This is a genomic window from Gracilibacillus halotolerans, from assembly GCF_014206945.1.
In the GTDB taxonomy this organism is placed as follows: Bacteria; Bacillota; Bacilli; order Bacillales; family Amphibacillaceae; genus Gracilibacillus; species Gracilibacillus halotolerans.
Window position 1 is genome coordinate 430,637 of record NZ_JACHON010000001.1, and the last position, 25,938, is coordinate 456,574.

The 25,938-nt window shown below is 35.1% G+C and carries 29 protein-coding genes; 2 read left to right on the plus strand and 27 right to left on the minus strand.

The features are described 5' to 3' along the window. Positions 1-2: 2 nt before the first annotated feature. The 20 genes from hepT to prsW form a co-directional block, all read right to left on the minus strand. On the minus strand, positions 3-974 hold the full coding sequence (gene hepT / locus GGQ92_RS02105) for a heptaprenyl diphosphate synthase component II (RefSeq protein WP_184244075.1): 972 nt from the start codon (positions 972-974) through the stop codon (positions 3-5). Positions 975-993: 19 nt separating this feature from the next. Next, positions 994-1,704, minus strand: a complete 711-nt coding sequence (locus tag GGQ92_RS02110) for a demethylmenaquinone methyltransferase (protein ID WP_184244077.1) — start codon at positions 1,702-1,704, stop codon at positions 994-996. 47 nt (positions 1,705-1,751) lie between these two features. Further along, positions 1,752-2,456, minus strand: a complete 705-nt coding sequence (locus GGQ92_RS02115) for a heptaprenyl diphosphate synthase component 1 (RefSeq protein WP_184244079.1) — start codon at positions 2,454-2,456, stop codon at positions 1,752-1,754. A 435-nt stretch (positions 2,457-2,891) separates the two neighbouring features. Beyond that, positions 2,892-3,164 carry an HU family DNA-binding protein gene (locus GGQ92_RS02120; RefSeq protein ID WP_184244081.1) on the minus strand — a complete coding sequence of 91 codons (273 nt, stop codon included), beginning with the start codon at positions 3,162-3,164 and terminating at the stop codon, positions 2,892-2,894. 452 nt (positions 3,165-3,616) lie between these two features. Next, a complete protein-coding gene (gene spoIVA, locus GGQ92_RS02125) occupies positions 3,617-5,095 on the minus strand; it encodes a stage IV sporulation protein A (protein WP_184244083.1) in 1,479 nt (492 codons plus the stop codon). A gap of 199 nt (positions 5,096-5,294) precedes the next feature. Beyond that, the gene (locus GGQ92_RS02130; RefSeq protein WP_184244085.1) at positions 5,295-6,017 is read right to left on the minus strand and encodes a hypothetical protein; all 723 of its coding nucleotides are present in this window, start codon (positions 6,015-6,017) and stop codon (positions 5,295-5,297) included. A 20-nt stretch (positions 6,018-6,037) separates the two neighbouring features. Then, the gene (locus GGQ92_RS02135) at positions 6,038-6,235 is read right to left on the minus strand and encodes a DUF2768 family protein (RefSeq protein ID WP_184244087.1); all 198 of its coding nucleotides are present in this window, start codon (positions 6,233-6,235) and stop codon (positions 6,038-6,040) included. Positions 6,236-6,661: 426 nt separating this feature from the next. After that, complete coding sequence (locus GGQ92_RS02140; RefSeq protein ID WP_425486364.1) at positions 6,662-6,922, minus strand: stage VI sporulation protein F; 261 nt, start codon at positions 6,920-6,922, stop codon at positions 6,662-6,664. 60 nt (positions 6,923-6,982) lie between these two features. Further along, the gene (locus tag GGQ92_RS02145; protein ID WP_184244089.1) at positions 6,983-8,023 is read right to left on the minus strand and encodes an NAD(P)H-dependent glycerol-3-phosphate dehydrogenase; all 1,041 of its coding nucleotides are present in this window, start codon (positions 8,021-8,023) and stop codon (positions 6,983-6,985) included. 12 nt (positions 8,024-8,035) lie between these two features. Beyond that, a complete protein-coding gene (der, locus tag GGQ92_RS02150; protein ID WP_184244091.1) occupies positions 8,036-9,346 on the minus strand; it encodes a ribosome biogenesis GTPase Der in 1,311 nt (436 codons plus the stop codon). Positions 9,347-9,508: 162 nt separating this feature from the next. Then, positions 9,509-9,694, minus strand: a complete 186-nt coding sequence (locus GGQ92_RS02155; protein ID WP_184244093.1) for a capping complex subunit for YIEGIA — start codon at positions 9,692-9,694, stop codon at positions 9,509-9,511. Further along, positions 9,694-10,584 carry a YIEGIA family protein gene (locus GGQ92_RS02160; RefSeq protein ID WP_184244095.1) on the minus strand — a complete coding sequence of 297 codons (891 nt, stop codon included), beginning with the start codon at positions 10,582-10,584 and terminating at the stop codon, positions 9,694-9,696. The genes GGQ92_RS02155 and GGQ92_RS02160 overlap by 1 nt, the downstream gene beginning before the upstream one ends. Positions 10,585-10,587: 3 nt before the next feature. Continuing rightward, positions 10,588-11,268 (minus strand): YphA family membrane protein, encoded by a 681-nt coding sequence (locus GGQ92_RS02165; RefSeq protein ID WP_184244097.1) that lies wholly within the window; start codon positions 11,266-11,268, stop codon positions 10,588-10,590. A 63-nt stretch (positions 11,269-11,331) separates the two neighbouring features. Continuing rightward, a complete protein-coding gene (rpsA, locus tag GGQ92_RS02170) occupies positions 11,332-12,480 on the minus strand; it encodes a 30S ribosomal protein S1 (protein ID WP_425486365.1) in 1,149 nt (382 codons plus the stop codon). Positions 12,481-12,560: 80 nt separating this feature from the next. After that, entirely contained in the window at positions 12,561-13,151 is a 591-nt protein-coding gene (locus tag GGQ92_RS02175; RefSeq protein WP_184244099.1) for a lysophospholipid acyltransferase family protein, read from the minus strand. Between the two features lie 5 nt (positions 13,152-13,156). Continuing rightward, positions 13,157-13,822: a (d)CMP kinase gene (gene cmk, locus GGQ92_RS02180; RefSeq protein ID WP_184244101.1), complete on the minus strand. Its 666-nt coding sequence runs from the start codon at positions 13,820-13,822 to the stop codon at positions 13,157-13,159. Positions 13,823-13,851: 29 nt separating this feature from the next. Then, positions 13,852-14,499: a flagellar brake protein gene (locus GGQ92_RS02185; RefSeq protein WP_184244103.1), complete on the minus strand. Its 648-nt coding sequence runs from the start codon at positions 14,497-14,499 to the stop codon at positions 13,852-13,854. 111 nt (positions 14,500-14,610) lie between these two features. Continuing rightward, the gene (gene ypeB, locus GGQ92_RS02190) at positions 14,611-15,948 is read right to left on the minus strand and encodes a germination protein YpeB (RefSeq protein ID WP_184244105.1); all 1,338 of its coding nucleotides are present in this window, start codon (positions 15,946-15,948) and stop codon (positions 14,611-14,613) included. Between the two features lie 14 nt (positions 15,949-15,962). Beyond that, the gene (gene sleB / locus GGQ92_RS02195) at positions 15,963-16,994 is read right to left on the minus strand and encodes a spore cortex-lytic enzyme (protein ID WP_184244107.1); all 1,032 of its coding nucleotides are present in this window, start codon (positions 16,992-16,994) and stop codon (positions 15,963-15,965) included. Positions 16,995-17,282: 288 nt separating this feature from the next. Beyond that, a complete protein-coding gene (gene prsW / locus GGQ92_RS02200; protein ID WP_184244109.1) occupies positions 17,283-17,936 on the minus strand; it encodes a glutamic-type intramembrane protease PrsW in 654 nt (217 codons plus the stop codon). An 84-nt stretch (positions 17,937-18,020) separates the two neighbouring features. Between prsW and GGQ92_RS02205 the strand changes: the two genes are divergently transcribed. Beyond that, positions 18,021-18,980, plus strand: coding sequence for an asparaginase (locus GGQ92_RS02205; RefSeq protein ID WP_184244111.1), 960 nt, complete (start codon positions 18,021-18,023; stop codon positions 18,978-18,980). Positions 18,981-19,165: 185 nt separating this feature from the next. Here GGQ92_RS02205 and GGQ92_RS02210 read toward each other — a convergent pair whose 3' ends face one another. The 5 genes from GGQ92_RS02210 to GGQ92_RS02230 form a co-directional block, all read right to left on the minus strand. Continuing rightward, the gene (locus GGQ92_RS02210; RefSeq protein WP_184244113.1) at positions 19,166-20,152 is read right to left on the minus strand and encodes a YpdA family putative bacillithiol disulfide reductase; all 987 of its coding nucleotides are present in this window, start codon (positions 20,150-20,152) and stop codon (positions 19,166-19,168) included. Between the two features lie 101 nt (positions 20,153-20,253). Then, a complete protein-coding gene (locus GGQ92_RS02215) occupies positions 20,254-20,466 on the minus strand; it encodes a hypothetical protein (RefSeq protein ID WP_184244116.1) in 213 nt (70 codons plus the stop codon). Continuing rightward, positions 20,463-21,038, minus strand: a complete 576-nt coding sequence (locus GGQ92_RS02220) for a CPBP family intramembrane glutamic endopeptidase (RefSeq protein ID WP_184244118.1) — start codon at positions 21,036-21,038, stop codon at positions 20,463-20,465. Before GGQ92_RS02220 ends, GGQ92_RS02215 begins: the two co-directional genes overlap by 4 nt. Next, positions 21,031-22,560 carry a RecQ family ATP-dependent DNA helicase gene (locus GGQ92_RS02225; protein WP_184244120.1) on the minus strand — a complete coding sequence of 510 codons (1,530 nt, stop codon included), beginning with the start codon at positions 22,558-22,560 and terminating at the stop codon, positions 21,031-21,033. The genes GGQ92_RS02220 and GGQ92_RS02225 overlap by 8 nt, the downstream gene beginning before the upstream one ends. Before the next feature lies 1 nt (position 22,561). Next, on the minus strand, positions 22,562-23,611 hold the full coding sequence (locus tag GGQ92_RS02230) for a YpbB family protein (protein ID WP_184244122.1): 1,050 nt from the start codon (positions 23,609-23,611) through the stop codon (positions 22,562-22,564). 149 nt (positions 23,612-23,760) lie between these two features. On the opposite strand from GGQ92_RS02230, the gene GGQ92_RS02235 reads away from it, so the two are divergent. Further along, a complete protein-coding gene (locus GGQ92_RS02235; protein ID WP_184244124.1) occupies positions 23,761-23,988 on the plus strand; it encodes a ferredoxin in 228 nt (75 codons plus the stop codon). Between the two features lie 129 nt (positions 23,989-24,117). Here GGQ92_RS02235 and GGQ92_RS02240 read toward each other — a convergent pair whose 3' ends face one another. Then, on the minus strand, positions 24,118-25,305 hold the full coding sequence (locus GGQ92_RS02240) for a hypothetical protein (protein ID WP_184244126.1): 1,188 nt from the start codon (positions 25,303-25,305) through the stop codon (positions 24,118-24,120). Next, positions 25,286-25,828, minus strand: coding sequence for an RNA polymerase sigma factor SigX (locus GGQ92_RS02245; RefSeq protein WP_246383968.1), 543 nt, complete (start codon positions 25,826-25,828; stop codon positions 25,286-25,288). Before GGQ92_RS02245 ends, GGQ92_RS02240 begins: the two co-directional genes overlap by 20 nt. Between the last annotated feature and the right edge of the window lie 110 nt (positions 25,829-25,938).

Here is a 25,938-nt window from a genome sequence, read left to right on the forward strand (position 1 = left end):
CATTATGTTTTTCGTTGGCCAATGTAATTTGCTATATATTGGAGTGCTTCCTTCGCATCATTATCCGGAAGTCGTTCAAGAGCTTCATATGCTTTTTTTAAATATAGATTACTTAACTCTCTTGATTTAGTAATCGCAGAAGACTTGGCAATTTCCTTCGTGATACTACTAACTTCTTTTTCATCAATTTTAGCTGTATCCTGAAAGGCGAACGCTAATTTTTCTTTAAGTGTAGGGTCTTCCATTGCATATAACACTGGGAGGGTGATATTACCCTGCAACAAATCACCGCCGGCAGGTTTTCCTAAGTCTTTTTCTGTACCGGTAAAATCTAATATATCATCGATAATCTGATAACTCATCCCAATATAATAACCATACCGGAACAATGATTCTTCTACCATTGGTGAAGTTTTCGTCACTATGGCACCAAGTTGACAACTGGAAGATATTAAAAGTGCTGTTTTCCTTTTAATTCTACGTAAATATGTACGTAGATTTTGATTGATTACATATTTATCTTTAATTTGTTCAATTTCTCCTATTGTCAATTCAATCATTGTATCTGCCAAAATTTGATGGAGTCTTGGTTCTGATATAGCCGATAATTGTCCAATAGCTTTGGCAAAGATATAGTCACCTGTCAGCATGGCGACTTGATTGTCCCAACTAGCTTTTACAGTTGGCTTTCCTCTCCTCATGTCTGAATCATCAATCACATCATCATGAACCAATGAAGCCATATGTATTAATTCTAAGGAACTAGCAACTTTTTTTACATGATCAAGGTTAAACTCGCCAAAACGAGAAGATAATAGAACAAAAAGCGGCCTTAACCTCTTGCCACCTGCTTTCAACAGCTGATCACTAGCCTTATGAAGTACCGTATGGTCAGAGTATACTAACTCTTCTAATATACTCTCAACTTCTATTAAATCTTTTTTTATAAAATTATATGATTTAGTTAACCTCATTTCTGCCACCTAACTTTATCTACAAACTTTTTTCACCCATATGCATAGCAGCTACGCCACCAGTATAACCTTTTATTTCAATATTAATGAATCCCGCTTGTTGGAACATTCTTTTAAGTTCATTTTTATCTGGAAAGTCTTTAGCTGACTCCTGTAACCACGCATACTCTTGGTAGCTTTTTGCAAATAACTTTCCGAATAAGGGCATGATGTTTCCAAAATAAAAATAGTATAGCTGCTTATAGATCGGGAGAGTCGGATGTGAAGTTTCTAGACAAACTACTTTTCCACCTGGTTTAACAACACGGTACATTTCTTTTAATACTTGCATATAATCTGGTACGTTTCGTAAACCAAATCCTATCGTAACGTAGTCAAAATGATTATCTTCAAATGGCAGTTCCATTGCATTACCATGTATAAAGGATAAGTTATCGTAGTTGACTTCTTCATTTCTTTTTTTAGCTATTGAAAGCATATTTTCACTAAAGTCAAGACCTATTACTGTCCCTGATTCACCAACAGCTTCTGCTAAAGAAAAAGACCAATCACCTGTGCCACAGCAAACATCCAATGCAGTAGAACCTGGTGTAACTTGCATGCGGCTCATTATATCCTTACGCCATTTAATATGACGTTTAAAAGATATAATAGAGTTCATATGGTCATAGTTTTCGTAAATTGTTTCAAAGACTTGATGAACTTTCTTTTCTTTTTCTAATTTATTCATGTTAACTACCCTTCTCCTGCATTTTGCTAATTCCTATATCGTCAATATTAGGAGAGATATTGCTTCAGTATCGAATTAGATTCTCCAAGATACTTCTCCCTTTTTTGAATTTCATCTTTTAAAAACGTTTTATAATCAGTTTTTTGCACGTTCTTGTGGAACAACTGAGAAAACAATGTCTCCTTTTCTTCTTCCATAAAATCTGCTTCTTGCAATAGCCTTCTATAGAAAAGCCAATTCTTCATATAACGATGATCTTCTTCACTATGCCAATTAGAATAAAATGCTACATGCTTAATTAGTACAAAGTCGAGTTCACAAAAACCTTCTGCAAATTGAGTAGCCTCTTGAGGGCTTGTATAAAAGAAATCCATCTTTTGTTCGGTTATATCTGATATACCGTTTGCAAGGACACCCGTTAAAAGGATATTGTCAGCCTCCGATAATCGTTTATAGTATAAACCAGAATAAAAATCCCCTGCAAGAACTGTTAGTTGTTGGCTTTTTCTGTCACTTGAATCGACGGTTGTTTTTTGTGCTATTAAATCATGCGTATTTAATGCGATTTGTACGAGCATTACCGAAACAATAGAATCCTCGATATCCTCATAATTCATCAATAAAATATGTAAAAGCTTTAATTTATCTTCTTCGATAATAGGCTGTTCAATATGTAACGTTAAATAGGTGTGTTCTATTTCATTTTCAATTAGTTTACGATAGCTAGGTATCGATTGAGTTAGAGTTTCCACTTCATTCACCACAATCCTATAAGCACAATTTATGTATACTACTTCGACAATATCGATTTAGTTACTATTCACTTCTTCTGAAATAAAATATCCATTGTATTTCTCATTATACTAACTTAGTATAGCATATTGTATCGATTACTGAATAATGAAAACTCTCTTTTTGCCTAAGGACAATCTTTTGTTTAGTAGGGTAGTAAAATAATGCTCTATCTTATATCTCGGTAGATTTCTTTAAGAGGGAAGGATTGAGAAGAATGGGAATGTTTTGAACATGGATGTAGTCATACGTTTTTTTATACTTGCAAGCGTGTCGTTCATTTCCGTTACTGTTAATAGGAATATGGATAGATATAATATTTGATAAGTTTCATAGGTTAAAAAAGAAAAAAAGGGCGACGATGCACCCTTTTTTTGCCCATATGTAATATCATATTATTTTACGATATCTTTAAGGGCTTTACCTGGTTTAAACGCAGGAACTTTGCTTGCTGGAATTTCGATTTCTTCTCCAGTTTGCGGGTTACGCCCTTTACGTGCAGCACGCTCACGTACTTCAAAGTTACCAAATCCAATAAGTTGAACCTTTTCACCGTCTTTAAGTGAATCCATGATAGATTCAAAAACTGCATCTACAGCTTTTGTTGCATCTTTCTTAGAAAGTTCGCTTTTTTCAGCAACTGCATTAATAAGATCTGTCTTGTTCATGATATTCACCTCCTCCCATTAAACTACTAGCAATAATTAAGAATGATAAACATCATCTATAGCTAAGGTCACCAATTAATGATGACAAGGCTAATAATAACCGAAAATCTCTGAGAGTTCAACAATTTACAGTGTTTTTGAGACTTTTTTCTTTAAACAATGTGTAATTTTGTCAATTTACAAAGAATCTTATCATACAGATTACTAGGTTGCAACTGTTTTCAAGACTTTTGTAAAATCATTCTTATTTTGAGTATAGCTCGTTAACTCCAGTATTGCCATACTTTTTTTATCCTATTCTTTAATATATAACATAATGGTTAGAGTAAGTGTAGATAGTTTCATAAATTCTATTAAAAGGTTGTTAAACACGAAAAAACCTGTTCACATCCACACAACCACAACGTGTAATGTAAAACAGGTTCTATATCTAAGTAGTTTTTTTGCGGTTATTATAAAATGATCGCAATTAAACCGCCTGATCCTTCGTTAATAATTCTTTCCAATGTTTCTTTAAGCTTAAATCTCGCATGCTCCGGCATTAGCGCTAGTTTTGCTTGGATACCTTCCCGCACAATAGAGCTTAAAGACCTACCGAATATATCCGATTGCCAGATTGATAATGGATCCTCTTCGAAATCCTGCATCAAATATCGAACTAGCTCTTCACTTTGTTTTTCTGTACCAATGATTGGAGCGAACTCTGATTCAACATCTACCTTAATCATATGAATCGATGGTGCAACAGCTTTTAGCCGTACTCCAAATCGACTACCTTGGCGAATGATTTCAGGTTCTTCTAAGGCCATATCATGTAACGTTGGAGCCGCCACTCCATAACCGGTTTGTTTCACCATTCTTAATGCTTCCTCTACTTGATCATACTCTTTCTTAGCTTTTGTTAAATCTTGCATTAATTGCAAGAGATGATCTTTACCACGGATTTCTTCTCCGACTATTTCTTTTAACACATGGTCGTAAAGTTCATCTGGAGCATGAAGATCAATATCTGCTACTCCTTCTCCCATTTCTATTCCTGCTAATTGTGCAAGTTCAATAAAATCATATTGATCGAAGTGACCAATGACACTATCAACGTCTCGCAATCGTTTTATATCTTTTACCGTATCTTCAATCGCCATTTGATAATTCGCTCTCAGCCAGTGATCTTCCTCTAAAACGAGTACCCAGCTTGGGAGATTAACATTTACTTCTAATACAGGAAATTCATATAGAACTTCTCTTAATACATTATGAACATCGTGTTCCGTCATACTTTCTACACTCATAGGAAGTACCGGGATGTCAAACTTTTCTACAAGTTCCTGTCTTAGCATCTCCGTTTCTTGGTGATAAGGTTGGACTGTATTAATAATCATAATGAATGGCTTGCCAACTTCTTTAAGTTCTTCAATTACCCTTGCCTCAGCTTCTAAGTAATCTTCTCGAGGGATGTCACCAATCGAGCCATCGGTTGTAATAACAATTCCCATAGTGGAATGCTCTTGAATTACTTTTCTAGTTCCAATCTCTGCAGCATCATGAAAAGGGATTGGCTCTTCATACCACGGTGTATGAATCATCCGTGGTCCATTTTCATCTTCAAACCCTTGAGCGCCTTTTACGGTATAGCCTACACAATCTACAAGCCGTACATTAACATCTAAACCATCTTCTACTGTTAATGAAACAGCTTGATTGGGCACAAATTTTGGCTCTGTTGTCATAATTGTTCTACCTGCAGCACTCTGTGGTAATTCGTCCTGTGCCCTTACCCTATCACTTTCGTTCTCGATACTTGGTAACACCATTTTCTCCATAAACTTCTTAATAAACGTTGATTTTCCTGTCCGAACCGCTCCTACAACTCCTAAATAAATATCCCCATTTGTCCGCTTAGAAATATCCTTGAAGATATCGACTCTTTCCAAGAGATCTCCTCCCCATCTTTCCTCGTTCATTTGACAATTCTATTCTATGATGTTGTCCTACTGAAATATGCAATTGTTTTTCAAAAAAGAAAAACTCATTGTCTATCACATAGTAATAATGAAAGTAAATTATTTCATTACTAATCTATACGCAATAGTCAATGAGTTATTCCTATTATATATAAGAGCTTAAAAGTTTTTATAAATCATTAGCAAAAACCGGCTCACCCTCTTTTATTGTATACGGTACACTATACGCTGGCACAATCGGGAAATGGTCTGTTAAGAGTTGACGTATGTCATCTCCTTCTTCGTATTCATAATCATTTTCTTGCATGATTCGATAAATATCAGAGCGATAATCAATGATTAGATCGCCTTCGGTAGTAATGTATACAGGTAAGTTATCCCCCGTATAGGGGCTTTTCACATAAGGGTCTGTGTCTAAATTTAATTCTTTATAGTCTAGTGAGTACACATATTGATCAATTTTCTTTCCGTAAGGTGGGTATGTGTGCTCTGCTCTAAACATCGATAATCGTTGTTGTATTTCTCGAAGTTCATTTGAAATGCGTAGGTCTATCACTTTTACCGTTGGGTCCGTCTCAACGTCTATTAAAACGTATTGATAGGTACCACCACTTTCAAATGCCGAGCCAGGAATTTCAGCTAGTAAACTTCTTTGTTTTAATAACGAAAAGTCAATCACATATTTTTGATATATCGGTGTATCACTATCCTTCGTTACAATAGGTAGGAGTCCACCTGTTTGTTCAGCGTATTGATTAACAGCTTGTTGAACGATAACAAGTTGTTCATCGTTAGTGATTTGGTTTTTAGATAGATTTTCTTCAGGGTACATACAACCTGCTAGTAGTAATAGGCTTAAAACTAGATAAGCTGTAACACTTTTTTTCGTCATGATACATCTTTCCTCCTAAACTATGCGGTTGGTCCACTAAAGACTACGAATGCAATAATTAAACTACCAACTATTAAGAATAAATAAGCAATTAAAGCGGTTATATTAGCAAGTACACCTTTCAATTTATACCTACTTAATAAGATTAAAAGAATTGCAAAAATCAAGGCTCCCATTCCAGCAAATGAGACCCACATCATCATCATGGAAACAGACAATATTTCTCATCCTTTCTATTTATATAAAAATTAATATGTAAGTATCATTTCCTTTTAAAGCTTGTTAAGAAAAGCAATTACACCAGAGTATTCCTAGTAATTCAAGGTACTGATCTGATATTTATAAAATGTTCAAAATCCTATGCTATTATAACATAGATATTAGTAAAACTCACTCTGCATCTTGTCGAATCAGTTACAATTATGTAGGTCTTCCTATACTGGTTTAACTGAATTCATATTTTTGTCTATCCGAGTAAAAGTCGTAGTTAATATCTCGTATAAATAAAGAAATAACCGGATAGAGAGGGGGGCTCTCTCATCCGGTTTGACTAAATAAATACCCTAACACCCTAATATGAATAACTCGTGCGTTTTATCATATGCATTGCAATGGTTGCTTGTATCCTCAAGTGCCTAGATGATTTATTGTTTAAATAACTTAGTAAGAGTATTCATGTCTTTTGGAAGATTATTATTTGTTATAGCTTGAACAATTTTATCTTCTTTTTGTTTGGAAACAGGTTTACCTGTCATTTGAGATAATTGTTTTACAAGCTGCCGTACTGTTTTCTGATCCGAAAAATCGGCATTTTGTACAGACTGAGCAACTTTTAAAATATCATCCGGCTTCATATTCGTTTTTTTAGAAATTTGGTCAAACATTTTATTATTCTGGTCCGTCACTTTGTTTTCCTCCTTGCATAATATCGTTCTATTTATGTTATGCAAGAAGAAAGTAAACAGTTAATCCGAAAGTCGTGTTCGAAGCATTTCGGATATATCGTCCATTTCATTGGTGGGAGCTCGCTTCATAAGATAATCTACTACTTTTTTCGGTTCCTCATCATCAAAAATAATAGTATGAATCCCTTGTGTAATTGGCATTTTTACATTTATCTTGTTTGCGAGTTGGAAAACAGCCTTGGTTGTCCTTATTCCTTCAGCAACCATACCTAATTCTTCCTCTACTTCATCAATATTCATACCTTTTCCAAATAAATTACCAGCACGCCAATTTCGACTATGTACACTCGTACATGTTACGATTAAATCGCCTACTCCTGAGAGACCGATAAATGTTAACGGATTAGCTCCGAGATTGGTTGCAAGTCGTGTTATTTCTGCTAAACCTCTCGTGATAAGTGCTGCTTTCGCATTGTCTCCATACTCTAGTCCATCAGATATACCTGCACCGAGTGCAATAATATTCTTCAGTGCGCCCCCTAGCTCTACTCCAATTACATCTGTACTTGTGTAAACACGAAAATAGCTATTCATAAACAGCTCTTGAGTTGTTTTAGCTGTATCCTTGATTTCTGAAGCAGCGGTAACTGTAGTTGGGTGCCGCAATCCAACCTCTTCCGCGTGACTTGGTCCAGACAATACAACAATATCCTTTATTTGGCTCTCATCAAGTTCTTCCCGAATCATTTCTGAAATTCGTAAGTGTGTATCCGGCTCAATCCCCTTTGAGGCATGGATAATTAATGTAGGTTTATCTAATATTGCGTTTAACTGTTTACAAACGTTGCGAATTGCTTTCGTAGGAACAACTAATAAAATGGCATCTGCCTCGTCAACAGATTGATTTAAATTATCCGATATGTGCAAGGAATTAGGGAGAGAAACACCTGGTAAATATTTATTATTCACTCTATCCTTCTCGAGCTGTAACTTTTGTTCAGAATTATGTGTCCAAAGTGTAACTTGGTGTTGATTATCACATAAAACAAGTGCTAGAGCAGTTCCCCAACTTCCAGCACCGAGTACAGTTATTTTACTCATTTTCCATCTCCTCTAATTACGTTTTCTAGCAAATATTTTAATCGGGGTTCCCTCAAAACCAAATGCTTCTCGTATTTTATTCTCCAAAAATCGCTCATAAGAAAAATGCATTAATTCAGGGTCATTAACAAAGACAACGAATGTTGGCGGTTTTACAGATACTTGTGTTGCATATAAAACCTTCAATCTTTTACCATGTTTCGTTGGTGGAGGACTAACTGCAAGTGCATCCATAATGACGTCATTTAATACGTTTGTTTCAATTCTTTTACTATGATTTTCACTAGCGATGTCTATTTCCGGTAAAAGGGTGTGCAATCTCCTCTTTGTTTTCGCAGAAAGAAATACAATAGGAGCATAATCAAGAAACGGAAAGTGTGCGCGAATTTTTTCTTCAAATTCTTTTATTGCTTTATCGTGTTGATCAATCGTATCCCATTTATTCACAACGATAACGACTGCTCTACCCGCTTCATGAGCATATCCTGCAATTTTTTTGTCTTGTTCAATAATTCCGGTATCCGCATCAATTAAAGGAAGAACAACATCCGATCTTTCGATAGCTCTTAACGCGCGTAGTATACTGTATTTTTCAGTAGTTTCATAGATTTTTCCTCGTTTTCTCATACCTGCTGTATCGATGATAACATAATCCTGGCCATCTCGATTGAAGCTTGTATCAATCGCATCACGAGTTGTACCTGCAACATTACTTACAATCACTCGTTGCTCGTTTAAGAGAGCATTAACCAATGATGATTTTCCGACATTCGGCCTTCCAATTAGGCTAAAATGGATCGTATCTTCCTTTTCATCTTCATTCTCATGCTCTGGAAATAGTTCAACAACTGCGTCTAATAAATCCCCTAACCCAAGTCCGTGTGTACCTGAGATTGGATATGGATCACCAAAACCTAATGAATAAAACTCGTACATTTGTTCCTTCATTTCAGGATTGTCAATTTTATTAACCGCTAGTACAACTGGTTTATTGGATTTATATAATATTTTTGCAACTTCTTCATCTGCAGCTGTTACGCCCTCTCTACCGTTAACTAGGAAGATAATAACATCTGCTTCTCTAATTGCTACAGATGCTTGTTCTCTAATTTGAACAAGAATAGGCTCATCACCTATTTCAATACCGCCTGTATCGATTAGTCGAAAGCTAACGTTTAACCACTCAGCGGAAGAGTATATTCTGTCCCGCGTAACTCCTGGTATATCTTCTACAATTGAAATTCGTTCACCTACTAGCCGATTAAATATAGTGGATTTCCCTACATTTGGCCTTCCAACGATGGCAACAACAGAGTTTCTCATGAAGGCACATCCTTTCTATCTCTATCAATGAATTGATATACTTTGATACGTTATTAAATTACCATAACTATAGATAATAAAACAAGTTATAGCCTAAACAAACAATGCGTATCGTAGCATTACGTTTTTTATCGCTTGTTTACATAATAAAATTATAGTCGATTAATGCCTAACAATTATATAAATTTCATCACTTAACGCATGACTTATCCCATCTAGAATTGCTTCCAAATTAGCAGCCACTTTATCCATTTCGTCCTTTGTTTCACAAACAAAAATTGGTGAGCCCGGCATTACCTTAGTCGAATTAGTAGTAATGGTAGCTAAAATTGCTTTATTTAGCTCCATTAGCTTCCCTCCTTTTTGTGCGCTTTCGATTCAGACGGCATGCGTATAGCATTTTCAAGTACTGGTACAGCACTAATAACTTTCATTGCCTTTTCTACATCTTTATCTTGCGGTAAAATAAAAACACCAATTCGTCCATCATCTAAATCACGCTTTATAAGTGGCACTAATGCTGGTGTACCTGAATCTCTAAAAACTCCAAGTGACACAGACACGTCATGCAAAATTGCCTGTCTCTGACCTAAATTAGCAATGGTAGACCTTACATCAAATGATTTTGGTTTTAAGATAAAGCCCATCCCATATTTCAAGATCTCCTTCTGTCTCTCAGGTAAACCAATATTCATAATATATATATTATCTACATACATTCCTGCACCATCGAAACTAACATCGGCATGTTCTATATCCACAATTTGACCGATAGTGGAACCGCTCATTAATCGTTGGCATAAAAAGAAACAAATAACAGCTACGATGACGGTAACATATATGCCGAATACTAAATAAGCTAGGGTCGTAAGTAGTGATGTGAAAATCACTAAATAATTTCGACTCTCGAAAGCAATTGCTATTCCTTCTATATAGGTCTTCCCTCTAGGTACTAGCTCAAAGCTGTCCATTTCTGAGAGCGTATTTCTTTCCATATTTCGCACTTCTCGAAATTGAGAAGCTGCAATTGTTAAAAAAGTAACTGCTGTAAACTCTTTTTCCATAATTGCTGGTACAGCAACTGCTCCTAGACTAGCCGCAATAAACCCTAACGCAATATGAATAATTTTACCATGTAGGTATGTTGGGTATTGTCGATAGTCCGTTTTTAACATAAATATCCTAAAAAGAGTACCAACTAAGACACCGATTAATATAGGGTATGTATATTCATTCATTGATCACACCTCTTTTTTTCTGTTTAAATTTCTCTCTAGTTGCTCGATTGCTTCTAATCCTTTTAGCCAGAGACTGTGCATGGCTAATAACAGTAATACAGCTGTGTGTAGATTCCAAAAATATAAATCATTACGGTTCAAACCAAGGCCATAATAATTTAAAACCACACTATATATAAAGTGTCCGATTAACAGCCCGATATTCCAGATAATTAATTTTTCAATTAATGACTCACCAATATATTGTAAATAGAGAAAACCTATTGCTATTCCAATAATAAAAAAAGTTAATATATCAAAAATAGGACTTAGCAAGGCCCATAACATATAGGTAGCATATAAAAGTGATAAGAGTATTAGTTGAATATACTTTCGCCAGCTTATTCGGAATATCCATAATAAAATGAATGAATAGATCATTAATATAAGGAAAGGCAATTCTACAGCAAACAGATGATTATAACGAAAGCTGATTAGTAACAATAATACACTTACAAATGAAATCGTACGAAAAACACTTTTTGGCAAATAAAATGCAACCATTACCCACAAAATCCAAACTGCCCAAAGATAAAAATAACTGTACATACCATCACCACCACTATTATTGCCTTCGCGCTCACGGAATAGACCCATATATGTAAAATATTTTTGGAAATGATCATGTACTAGGACATGAAGCAAAAAAAAGACTTTGCCTATCAGAAACTGATAAACAAAGCCTTTAATAGTCGCAATATATAGTTATTAGTTGTTATTTCGATACTTGCTTAACTGATCGCCAATCATATCTCCGAGTTGGAATCCGCTAGAATCTTCATCGGATTCATATTGTTTTCTTTCTGCTCTGTCTTGCTCTTCTTCTATTTCTCTTATACTTAGAGATATACGTTTTTCACTCTCGTTTACCTCTAATACTTTTGCTTTTACTTCTTGCCCTACTTCAAGTACTTCCATAGGTGTTCCGATATGCTCTGTAGATATTTGAGAAATGTGTACCAATCCTTCTACTCCAGGGAGTACTTCAACAAATGCGCCAAAGCCTACTAAACGTCTTACTGTTCCTTCAACAACGTCATTCACAGAAATTTTTGACGCGACATTATCCCATGGACCTGGTAAAGTAGCTTTATGCGATAAAGAAATGCGCTCATTGTCTTTATCAACAGATAATACTTTTACTTTAAGGGAATCCCCTTCTGATACAACATCGGAAGCTTTCTCAACATGGTTATGTGCAAGTTGTGAAATATGTACTAAACCATCAATACCGCCGATATCAACGAATACACCAAAGTCGGTAATTCTTTGGACTGTACCGTTAATCTCTTGTCCTTCTTCTAAACTATTTAAAATTTCTTCTTTTTGCTTTCCTGCTTCTTCTTCAATTACCGCACGATGCGATAAGATTACTCTATTTTGTTCTTTATCTAGTTCAACTACTTTTAATGTTAGTTCCTTGTCTTTATAATCACTAAAGTCTTCTACATAGTAGTTTTCAACAAGTGAAGCTGGTATGAATCCTCTTACACCTACATCAACTACAAGTCCACCTTTTACAATATCTTTTACAGTTGCTTTTAACGTTTCGTTGTTATCGAAGATTGTTTGTAGTTCTTCCCATGCTTTTTCAGCTGCAACTGCTTTTTTGGAAAGAACAATCTCTTCATCATCAATTTTTTTCACAAAAAGATCTAATTCATCCCCTTCTGAAACAACGTCGCTTGCTGTCTCAATTCTAACAGGAGAAAGTTCACTAATAGGTACGATGCCTTCAACTTTATATCCAATGTCGACTAAAGCATGTTTTTCTTCTACTTTTACAACTTTCCCTTTCACTATGTCTCCTACTGAAAGTTCTTTGATATTAGACATTTCTTGATTCATTTCTTCCACGATAAAGACCTCCTTCAATTTCCAACAAAACTGTTAAAGTACTTTTTTCTAACTTCTTACATTTAGCTACATTTGTCAAGTTATATTGTTTCGAACGGATGATTCTCTTGCAATTTTTTTATTTCAGCCATGATAGCATCCGTTACGTCTTGTGCATTTGCCTTTTCTTCTCTGAAAGCGTCCATTTCCATTGCTTTTCCATACACAACCAACAATTTTTTTGATTCGTAGCTACCAATAATTGCACATGGTATTATTTGTGCTTTGGAGCGAAGTGCAAAGAACCCTGCCCCGGCCAATCCTCTTTTTAATTCTCCTGTTTTACTTCTAGTACCCTCTGGAAACAGCCCTAAAACATTTCCCTCTTTTAAAACTTGTAAACCTTGTCTTAAAGCATTTCGATCTCTCATTCCTCGTTTAATAGGAAATGCATTTACTTTCTTTAAGATTGCGCCTATTATTTTATTAGAAAACAACTCTTCTTTTGCTAGGAAGTGTATGTGACGAGACGTTGTTATTCCAACTAATGGTGGATCATAATTAGAGATATGATTTGCACAAATAATAACAGGACCTGTAGATGGTATATTTTCTTTACCTACTACAGTGATTTTGAATTTCATTTTATACACAATTGCTACGAGACCTCTCGCAAAACTATAAAAACTCATAATGTTTACCCCTTGTACCTCTTTATAATTTGCATGATTTCTTCTACAACTTCCCGAATAGATAAGGAAGTAGTATCTAATTCGATTGCATCGTCACCCTTTTTTAAAGGTGAGACTTCCCTCTCCATATCCAAACGATCACGTTCTTCTATTTCCTTTTTCAATTGGTTAAAGTCGGATGGAAATCCTTTTTCTTTATTTTCTTTATGTCTTCTTTTAGCACGCTCATCTGCGGATGCAATCATGAAGATTTTAACCTCTGCATCTGGAATTACATGTGTGCCGATGTCTCTACCATCCATAACTACCCCACGCTTCTTGGCCATTAATTGTTGCCTTCTGACCATTTCTTTTCGTATGCTTGCATAGGATGCTACTTTTGAAACATTTCTTGATACCTCTTCCGAACGTATCTCATTCGTAACGTCTCTTCCGTTAATAAACACTTGCAGTTTTTCATTCATTTCTAAATCCATTTGATGTAATACGTCTAATAGCTTCTCTTCATTATTGAGATCTGCTTTTGATTCTAATGCTGCGAATGTAATAGAGCGATACATCGCACCTGTATCAATATACGTATACCCTAATTCTTTAGCTACCTGCTTAGCAACCGTACTTTTACCTGCTGCTGCTGGACCATCGATAGCTACTGCGATTTCTTTCACCATTGTTGCACCTTCCTTTTAACAATAACACGTCAAACGAGACCCTTTTTATGATCTGCCAGTTGTTTTTGAAAGCAATATTGAATGATTTTTTGCTGATCCTCTTGTGTCATGTTGTTAAATTTAATCGATAAAATATTTTTTTCCTCTTTACGCTCCACAATTCTCACGGTTTCTCCATAAACAGGAACGTATTCTATTTCTCCCTTTAAAGGCAGGATAAATAAGAGATCTACCTCGACCTTTTTAGGTATTTTCATACTCTTATCAACTAATAGTGCCGATCCACCCCCACTTAAATCATGTGTAACAGTTACGAAGTCTGCTAATTCGCCATTCGGGAAATGGACAGACACATCTAAAATGGTTTCTACCCGTATGTACTCTCGCCGCTGTATTTTCTGTAATCGATCTGGAAAGTAGGAAAGAGCCATCCATGGTACCTTATCTGAAATATTCTTTTTTAAGATGATACTAGGAAATCTATATACGGCATCTTGGTGAGAAAAACTTACATCGACAATGGAATTGATATCAAAAATTGATTGCCGATTTGTTTCTTGGTTAATTGGAATGTCTACTATTATAGTTTCATCTCTCAAGTCAATGACCCTACATCTATAGACGGTTTCTAAATCATTAGATAAAGTTAATTGAAGTGTTTTTCCAACAGTTATCAACGCGCCTTCCTCTCTCTCCCCGTTTTATTATCTGTCTTTATATTATCACAAAAAATAAAGAGAGGGGAAAAAAATCCCCACTCATCGATTAAATATTATATTAGTTGCGTTTTAAGAATATTTCATTTCCGCTTTTTTAAGTTTTTCTACTCTCTCTTCGCTACCGTCAGAAGCGTTAATGAATATTTTATACGTATCATCGTTTAAAGTTCCAAGGAAAACATAGGCTAGTATTTCTTCCCCCATATCATTCTTGATTATGCCCATATGCTTATCTTGTATCTCTAAATTCGGATTCACCTGCTTTAATGCCTCATCTTCTGACACACCTGGTTCAGGTATTTCTCTTTTTTTATAGTTTTGATAGTAGTCTTTTGCTACAAAACCTAGTACATCACCATTATCTAACGCCACTTTAATTTGAATTGCATCTGGATAGATTAATACATTGTCTTCCTCCGGTATATAATGAAAGACACCAACCGTATCGTATTGATTACTAGCTAAGAGTGAAAAATTCGAGAAACCTTGCTCTTCCATATACTCATCTGCCTTATTTAGAGCATCATGTAGGCTGATTTCTGCATCATTTAATTCCCTACTAACCATTACGGTAAATGGATGACCACCCTTTTTACTAATATCTACATATCCAGATACTCCATCCTCTTGAAACGATCCAGAATATAAAGCAACATTTGCTCCCTCTCCTGTTTCAGTTACCGTTATATCTGTATCACCGTTAACAGAGAGTAGTTTTTGAATTTTACGCTCTGCTTCTTTCTCGGTTATTTCTTTACCAGTTAGTGTTTTATAACCTTCATCTGGCGCAGTGCTTACACCTAACAACGTTTCATTAAAGTTTGCTTCAGAGTATCCTTCTACAGTTTTCTCCACTGTTTTAAATCCGTCAATGATTGTATTGTCAGCTGTTTCATCATTGTTTACTAACGCTAGCTGAACGTCCATCCACCTTAAGTTATTTTCCAATGCCATATTTTGAACTCGTCGTAATTCTTGCTCAATCTCACCGGACATTTCATATAAGGAATGTAATGTATCAATTTCCTCATCAGATAACGGGGATTTATTTAAATCTCGAACAGCAACCTTATAACTAAAATCGCCCATTTTCGACAAAAATTCTTCCGTTTTATTAAAAGGTATTAACGTTAAAGGCAACTGACCGACATTATTATGTGCTAGGGATGTAATTCTCCATATCTCTGCAAGTTGTGGAGATAGCTGTTCACTGGAATTCATCGCCAAAGAAGAACCTATCGTATCATGTAGCAAATCAATATTGTAGGTTAGTTCATGAAAAGAACGCTGATACGTGTTTTCCGCTTGAATTAAAATAGCATTCTTATCTTGATGTTCTTGGTAACCCCAGACTGACACACCGGCAATACCTAACGATAACACTCCAATTAATATCCATCTAATCATTGTTTAGCCCCCTTCTACATACAGAATATATGCTTACCAATTCGCTTAATCTGAGGTCGTGACCATATCCATGAATTGGTCGCAGTATCTGGATTAAAGTAATATACTGCTTCACCGGTTGGATCCCATCCATTAATTGCATCAATCACTGCTCGTCTTGCAGAATCATCTGGTGTAAGCCATATTTGACCATCTGCAACAGCCGTAAAAGCTGCTGGTTCGAAAATTACACCTGAAATCGTGTTAGGAAATGTAGGACTCTCCAGTCTATTTAAAATAACTGCAGCAACTGCAACTTTGCCTTCATATGGCTCGCCTCGAGCTTCCCCATGCACAGCATTTGCCATTAAATTAATATCATTTTGTGAGAATCCTTGAGGAACGTTTACCGCAGTTGGTTCTAAATCAACATCTTCGTTTGCATTTTCTCCAGTCTCCTCTTCTTGAGGTGCAGGTGGAGCCTCTTCTTGAGGAGCTGGTGTAGCTTCTTCTTGGTCTCTAGTTGGTTGTTGATTTCCTTCTTGATTTTGTTGTTCTTCTGTTGGCTGATTTTCAGGAGGAGCTTCTTGTGTCTCTTCCCGCTTTTGTTCAGGTTGACTTGAACCGCCCTTACCTTGTTCTCCTTGACCTGCTTCTTTTTTTGGATCTTGCTTTTTTGTTTGATGTTCAAGCGGCATACCGCCATAATGTGTAAACTTATTTCCTTGTTTAAGCTGCTCGTGAACATAGCTTTTATTGTATTCACTCGCTCTTTCTAACATTTCTTTCGTCTTTTGACCACCTAAACCATCAATCTTTTCTAATCCAAATTCATATTGGAAATTACGTAACGCCCAATAGGTACCCCAACCAAATACTCCATCTATTTTACCGTTATAGAAACCTAAATATTGTAGTCTAGCCTGTAACTCAATAACATCTTCTCCGACAGCACCTTGTTGGATGATTTGATCAGAGAACGCCTCGACTTGATTATCATCTTCTCCAATTACGAGAAAAGATAGTAAGACACATATAAGTATGAAAAAATATTGTTTTCGTTTCATAGTATCCCTCCACTAATTCTCAACCATATATTTCATTGTTTAAAATTAGAATGAAATAAATCACCCTTTTTTATGCACAATTATCTAAATTCAGAAGTTCAATATGGAAAATGGTGTTTAGATGCTGTTCATAATTTATTTTTTCCCACAAGGAAATTCTAATCATTTTCATATCCGAGATAGACCAGCTCAAGAGGCTTTGCAACATGAACTCGATCAATTGATACGATTCGTATTTTTTCACAAAAAAACAAGTTGTTTGGACTCTTCCTAGAGTTAAACAACTTGTTAAATATTGTTTCTAATTTCATTTGCTACTTTTACTTTTCTTAAACTATACACCCATAAAAAAATCATAAATGGAACAATTCCATATATCCACTTATTTCCTATCCCGATTAATATGTAGTCGTACGTACCATGTAGTAAGAATGGTAAAATGAACGCAAGAAATAAATAAAAATACTTATTCTTCGCTCGAATGCTAGCTTTTCCCATATAATACCCCATGATAACACCAAATAAAGCATGAGCAGAAACAGGGAATAGAGCACGTGTAAAAGCAAATTCAATGCCATGCGCTAAGAGATATAATATATTCTCAAAGGTTGCGAATCCAAGACTGATAGAGACTCCATAAACAATGCCATCATAGGCTGTAAGAAACTTTGTGTTTTTAAAGGTAACAAATAAAAATAAGAACCATTTAAAAAATTCCTCTAATAATCCATATAATAAATAAGACTGTAGTACAGCATCCTGAATTAATTGCTCTTCTATCATCGCAAATTGAATAAACATAATCGGAAACACTAATAAAAAACCATAGAGAAAGTTACGAAATATATCTAAAATAGGCTCAAGCTCGTATTCATCCTTTAAGTAAAAAAAAGATAATAAAGCAAAAGCTGGCGCTATTGCCGCGGATATTAGTGCTAACATAGTAATAAACACCTACTTTTAACAATAAAAAGAATATGGCATAATAATTGTACCATAAGAAATAGAAAGCAGGTCATACATTAAATGAAAAAATTACTAATTATTCATACAGGTGGAACGATCTCCATGGAAAGAGATGAAATGGGGAAAGTAAAAGAAACAGAAGAACACCCACTACATCAAAGTCTAGAAAACACCGACTCACGTTATTCAATCGATGAATGGAATTTCTTTCAAATACCTTCTCCGCACATCACATTTCAACATATGTTGAAACTAAAGCAAGCAATTGAAAAAAATGCGGAAGAATATGACGGAATTATCATAACTCATGGAACGGATACGATGGAGGAAACAGCATTTTTCATTGATTTAACTGTTGCATTATCCATTCCTATCATTTTTACCGGGGCAATGAGATCGAGCAACGAAATTGGTGCTGACGGACCTTACAATTTGCAATCAGCTATTCATGTAGCGCTTCATGAGCAAGCACATCAACAAGGCGTGCTAGTTGTAATGAATGATCAGATTCATCAAGCTCACTATGTGATGAAGAAATCCTCGAGTAATCTGGATGCTTTCAAGAGTATCAATTATGGACCAATAGGGAGAGTTCATCAACAAAATGTTCACTTTTTCGGGGTTGCAAAGCAGCAAGTAACATATCAAGTTAGTAACATAACGAAAAATGTACTACTCATCAAAACTTACGTTGGTATGACAACAGATTTGTTTGCGAACTTAGATTTGTCTAAAATTGATGGAATTGTAATTGAAGCATTAGGACAGGGGAATGTTCCACCCTCAGTTGCACCGATTATCGAAGACTGGATTCATAAAGGAATACCGGTAATAATTACCTCAAGATGTCCGGAAGGAGTTGTGTTACCTACTTATTATTATGAAGGTGGTGGTGGTGAGTTAGAAGAGAAAGGGGCTATATTCTCAACTGAACTAAGCGGACAAAAATCAAGAATAAAACTACTATTACTTTTAGAAATTAACGCTAGTAAAACAGAAATAGTCCAAGCATTCCAATAGCACATAAGAAAAGCGAAGGCGCCTTGCTCACCCCCGACAAGCTTAAGTAAGACTTGACGTGGCACTCTTTGCCACAAAGCATAGATACCGAACCGATTCTAACAAATCGTTCGGTATCTTAATTTACTATGATTCAATGCTTCTGTCTCGGCCTCATATCCATAATTTATAAGTTATGGAGCAAATCACAAACTTTTTTCTTTGTTCTTTATAGATTGTGCAATTATTCCCCCGTGGAAACGACCATTTTCAATAAATATCTCATTATTATCGTAGCCTGCAGCAATCACTCCTGCTATATAGGCATTCTCGATGTTGGTTTCCATTGTTTTCTCATGAAATGTAGGACGTCCCGTCTTTCTATCAATCGTTATCCCAATATTTTTTAGAAATTCTTGATCTGGCTTATAACCAGTCATCGCAAAAACAAAATCATTTGCTATCGTAGTTTTATGTTGATTAACTGTATACGTAATATCATTTTCAGTAATTTCATCTACTGTAGCATTAAATTCGAGTTTGATTTTCTCATGTTTTACAAGAGATACAAATTCAGGTAATATCCAAGGTTTTACACTTGGTGAGTAGTCAGATCCTCTATATAGAACCGTAACGTGTGCACCTGCACGCTCTAATTCAATTGCTGCATCTACTGCTGAATTTTTACCACCTATGATGGCTACATTTTTACGAAAATAAGGATGGGCTTCTTTGAAGTAATGACTCACCTTTGGTAGCTCTTCACCTTTTACTCCCATCATATTTGGTTGACCGTAATAACCTGTTGCTAAAATAACATATTCAGCCGTATACAATTGTTCCTCGTTCCATTGGTTTCGTGTTGTAAGCTTAAATTGGTTCTCATTTTTTTCAATGGATTTAACTTCTTCAAAATTATGGATACGGAGATTTTTACGAACAGCAACAGTTCGATAATAGGACAATGCCTGGTTTCTTACTGGTTTAGGTTTTTCAGTAACGAAAGCGACATCCCCTATCTCTAGTTTCTCGCTTGAACTGAAAAAGGTCTGATGGGTAGGATATTGATAGATAGAATGAACAATATTCCCTTTTTCAATAATTAATGGATCAATACCAACTTTTTGTAATTCGATGGCCGCAGACATACCACAAGGCCCTGCTCCAACGATAATTACCTTCTCATGTTGCACAATATTCACTCCTCTAATTTTTGCATATTAACGCAAACTATAAATCATATTATCACTTTTCATTCATCTGGTGAAAGAAGTTGCCTGCTTCCTGTAATACGTTAATTAAAAATAAATATAAACAAAATAATAATGGCTATGAAAACCGAAAGTAAAGTAATTCTTATAACCGGGAATGAGAACTTAACATGCATTTTCCCCTTCTTTTTAGCATGGACTTCACTTCGAGGTGGAAGGTTGACTATCTCTTCATTTTTTGTTTGTTCTACTTGGTTACGTAATGAAGAAGCTTGATCTTGTTTTTCGTATTTCATCCCCATTCTCCTTTACGTCTTATTCTTAATGCTAGTGTTACATCTAATACAAAATGTAATGCGATAACGACTAATAAATTTGAGGTATAGATAAAAATATACCCTATCCCAAAGCTCAAAAATATAATAGATACTAATAGTAGAGGCTTCTTTAAATAACGGAAATGAACAACTACAAATAGTAAACTCGCAATCCAATATCCAAATACAGATTGAATGATTCCACGAAATAAAATCTCTTCCATTACCGCGATTACAAGACATAGTAATACAATTTCTAGTTTACTTCCTTCTCGAAATACTTTTTCATTTATTCCTCCATCATCCCATGTTTCCTTAGGAAATACTTGAATCATCCAACTATTAATAATGGAAATAAGTAGACCAATTAAGCAACCATATAATACAATTTCAGTTAAATCCCAATCGAATAGCGCAATGAATTCCGCTATATCTACTAAAAAAATGAGTAATACTGTATTAATTATTACCCAAATCATTTGAGTTAGCCATACTTGATTTTTTAGTTCTCGACTCGTCATTTCTTGAATGATAATTCTCTGTTTATTCATTTGTTAATACATCCTGTAGCATTATAAATGATAGCCTTTGCTCCCATGAGTATTTTTGGACCACCTTTAGTTTTCTGTTAACTGGTTTCCATTTTCTCCAATCAAACCCACAGTTATTACAACAGTTCTTATCAGGTTTTTGAACGGTTTCTTGGAAGGTTTGAAATAGTGCTTCTCGTCGACACTTATCGGTTTCTACTAAGCTAATCATCTCTATCAACTTTTCATGCTTATAATCCATGCGTTCCTTAATAATAGTCTCAAAATAAAGAAAGAGTTCTTCCTTTATAACATCACTAGCATCTATTTTCTTATTTTTTAAGATACCATATTTTTCAAGGTGGTAAAAAAGAAATCGTTCATGAGTTTCTTTTAAATCTTCATTGTTACGAATATAATCTTCTACAAGTTGATAGGAAGGTCTGTTTGTAAAAATAAATTGAATGAAATGCTTAATAGAAGGAAGACTAGGTAGTTCGTTCATTAAAAGATTTCTTGAGACGTGTATATCAGACGGATGATAAAATGCAATACTTAACGCTGGTAAACCGTCACGTCCTCCTCTACCGACTTCTTGAATAAAGGACTCCACCTGTGTAGGAATATGATAATGAATTACTTGACGTATATCCGGTTTATCAATACCCATGCCAAAAGCACTTGTACAACAAATGACAGTTAATTCATTTCGCATAAATTGTTCTTGTATGAGCATTCGATCCTCTGTTGATAAACCCCCATGATAGTATCCCACAGCTATATTCAAAGAATGTTGAAGAACAGCTGCAGTATGTTCCGCTGCTTTCCGACTTGAAAAGTAAATCATCGTAGGCACGGGATGCTCTTCTAGTAGGGCAATCAGTCTATTTATCTTATCATTAGGATGGTTTATCTTTTCTACTACAAATGATAAGTTAGGCTTGTCGATTGGAAATATAACCTTTACTGGTTGATTCATTTGTAGGTAATCTACAATATCCTTCTGAACATCTGGTGTTGCAGTAGCGGTTAACGCTAATAATGGTGGCTTACCAATCGATTCATGAATGTGCTTTAACCGTAAATAGTCAGGTCTGAATTCATGGCCCCATTGAGAAATACAGTGGGCTTCATCAATAACTAGTAGGCTGGGCTGAACTTTTTGTACAGCAGAGAGTACTTCTTGACTTTGAAATATTTCAGGCGACACATAAATTAGCTTATAGAATTGTAATTGACGTAAGACTGTTTTTCTTTGCTGATAGTCCATCATGCTATTTATCGCAACTACCTGTTTATACCCTGTTGCTTTTAATTTCTTCACTTGATCAAACATAAGTGATAATAAGGGAGAGATTACAACTACGGGATTTGGTAGTAATTTCGAAGGTAGTTGATAGCAAAGGGATTTGCCTGTTCCAGTTGGCATTACAGCAAGTACATCTTTACGATTCATTACATGCTCGATTACCTCTCTTTGTCCATCTCGAAATGACGTAAGATTAAAATGTTTATATAACTCTGTCTCGAATTGAAAGGTCATATTATCTTTCTCCTTTATGGTACAGTGCCAGTCCAAGCTTTATTTGAAAGTAAGTAAAATCTTCAGGTAATTGATTTTTTAATAGTTTTAGTTTCACTGTTTGTGTTTTATCAATAACTGTGGAAATCATGCTAAGCATTTCTTCCGACAAAAATTCTGCCCAATTAAATGAATCGTTACAATAGATAATTTCGATAATATGATCTTCAATCGTTGCAATTTTAAGCTTTCGGATATGAGCTACTTCCGTAAGGGAATAACCTTTCTGTAGCAATGTTAGAGTTTGTTTGGCAGAGTATGTTAATACCTTTGTACTTTGTTCCTTAGCGAGAAAATATGTTAAATATTGAAATAATTGACCAGAATGAGATTGCTGTACGATATAATGCCCGAAATGCATGATATGTAAATGAATATCATCTGTAGACATTGAATACTTGTCTGCTAATTGAAAACTAGTTAGCCCCGTTTGTCTCGGAGTGGTCAATGTGTCTACTATCATTTCAGAAGTAGTAGTAGGAAAAATAGTTAGCGCCTGTTTTAAATCTTGATAGATGTTTATTACCGTCTCTTCCATCGAGATATTGGTTTCTTTAAGATATTTTTTCACTGCCTTTTGTGCATTCATATCGTCTATGATAGGCAGAAAGCGATTTTGGTTTGAAGCCAAGTAGGTAGTTGTTTGAGTTAATAAATAGATAATTTGTAATAACTTTTCTGGTTGTTTATCATACTTCATTCCATCAAAATAAAGTGGGGTATACTTACGTTCAAGTTGTTCTAGATACTTTGCACCCTCATCTGTTAAAGTAGCTATATTCTCATTATCTAAGAAAAGCAAATAGTGACGTTTATGTAATTGGAGGATTGCTTCATCAAAATCTCTTCGTTCTAGTTTGGAATAAACGCCAAACAGAAAGGAGAGGTTAAATAAATAGCTGTCTTGAATTGTTTGAATAGATTTTTTACCCTTTAATAAATGATAAATGCTAGATATAGTGCGCTGAGCTTGTATTTTCTGTATACTTAACAAAAGTAAATAATCGAACAATTACAAACACCCCAAATACAAAATAGTAAACTAGTATACCTACTATTACTATTCTAACAGTATTTTAGTAATATCGAAAGTTGCTTCATTTTGGTGAACATACAATTACATGCTAAAATATAGGAGGTTAACAGAAAGGAAGAAATAGTATGGCTTTATACACATGGATCAATCAAGAGACCTGTATTGCTTGTGGTGTATGTGGCGCAACAGCACCTTCTATATACGATTATGACGATGAAGGAATTGCTTTTTCTTTGTTAGGGGATAATAAAGGTACAGAAGAAGTACCATTTAAATATGTAGAGGATGTCATAGATGCACAGGAAGGCTGTCCAACGGAATCAGTAAAAATTAGATGGGAACAGACAGAATAATTGATAAGCACTAATTTTTATAATCATATAAAGTGCCAGCTAAAAGTTGTGATTGCTTACTGCTGGCACTTTTTTTCTATCCAAAGTTGGTGATGCAATAATACTTCTAATCATCGTATCAATTGATCGTTATTCGTTCGCTAAAGGTATATAATTTAACACCTTTTTCGTATGAATTGGTTTTGTTAAATCATATTTACCTACGAAATCAATACCGATATCTAGGGTGACAAGATCATAGCCAAAAAGAGCAGCTGTTGCGATAATAGACTCTATCATCCATACAGTTTGTTGGTTATTCGTTATGTCTTCAGTAAAAAGCTCGATTTTGACGTGTTGATTACTAATTTCATTCGTGTCTATCGTTGCTTGCTTAGGGATAGTATGGTAAATATGAAAACTTTCTTCGTCCTCTTTCATTTCCTCTAAAGCTTCGTTTATTGTCGTAAAGCTCTCATGTAGCACCGGCACTAACAGAGAATTTAATCCACTTCTGTACACTTTAACCGGATGATTAGTTATTTGTCTAATCGGCAACGTTCCATGATTATATTGATCTTTAACAAATTGATTTCCTTCTATTTGCACATACTCCACATTACTATGTTGGTAAAAATAATGTAATGCTTGTTCAAATAGATATAAATTCGTACTTGTGTACATCGATTTAGAATCCTCTGTTAAATGAATGTTAACCTTAGTATCATTATTAGTTAGTGGGATAGAAATCCCCTGTAACGGAGATGGATTAACTCCATATTCATCGAATTTCATATCTTTGTTAAGTCGATCAAGAAGTTGAGTGATTGTTTGTTCATCTGCTCTAGCAAGGATATGAATAGGAATAACTGTCTGTTGTTGATGCGTAACAAAAGGTATTGTTACGATAGAAGTCGTATCCAATTCCGTCATGTCCATTAATAGATAGTTGAAATCGGTAACTTCCCTTAGGTCTGCTACTTCATCATCTTCTATCAGATTTTCTCGAATTTCATTAGACTCAAATAAGTCAATGGATTCTTCTATTTCAATGCCTTCACCACTATCATATGCTTCTGACGTAACTTCTCCAGAAGAATTCGAGTCTAACTGTTGGAGGTTGACCGTTTGAACGATAATAAATAAAATTACTATCGGACTTAGAACTGCTACTATCGGTATCCATCTTTTCTTTTTCCATAAAGAAGACTTATTTTTCTGTTGAAGTTGATGTTCCATTCTATGATATATTCCAGATTTACTCCGTTTATCCTTAATAGTTGGAAGTTGAGTTAGATACTTCTCCACTTGAGATTTGTCATTCGTTTGTTTTCTCATTGTGGCCACTCCTTCCCTCATCTTGTAGTTGCATACATTTCTCTAGAGCTTTAAGCGCTCTATGTTGAGTAGTCTTCACATTACTCTCCGTCCATCCTAAAATATCTGCAGTTTCCTTGATAGATAATTGCTGTAAATACCGTAAAATAATTACCTCTCTTTGATTTGCTGTGCATGTGTCTAGGCAGTGATACATTTGGATAATCTCATCAGATAGCACCACTACTTCTTCCGGTGTCTTATTAGAAGCTCGTATATGATTACCTTTTTCACTCCAATTAAAAAACTCTACAATCCGATTTCTCTTTCGTTTTAACTTTCGAAAATAATCATACGTAACATGACGCGCAATCGAGAAAATCCATGTTTTCTCAGAGCTTTCATGGTTGAAGCTATGATAAGAGCGAAGTACACGAATATAAACCTCTTGAATTATATCTTCTGTTTCCTGTTTGTCTTTCACCATATAAAAAATATATTGATATATATCTTCATGATATTGATGATAAATTTTTTCGAACATGGTCTCCACTTTATAAGACCCCCTCATTCGATTAATTAGTCGTGTATGTCTTCAAAAAGTTACATCGATTTATTTAAAGATAATAAAAGACTGCTGAGATCTTAAGTAAG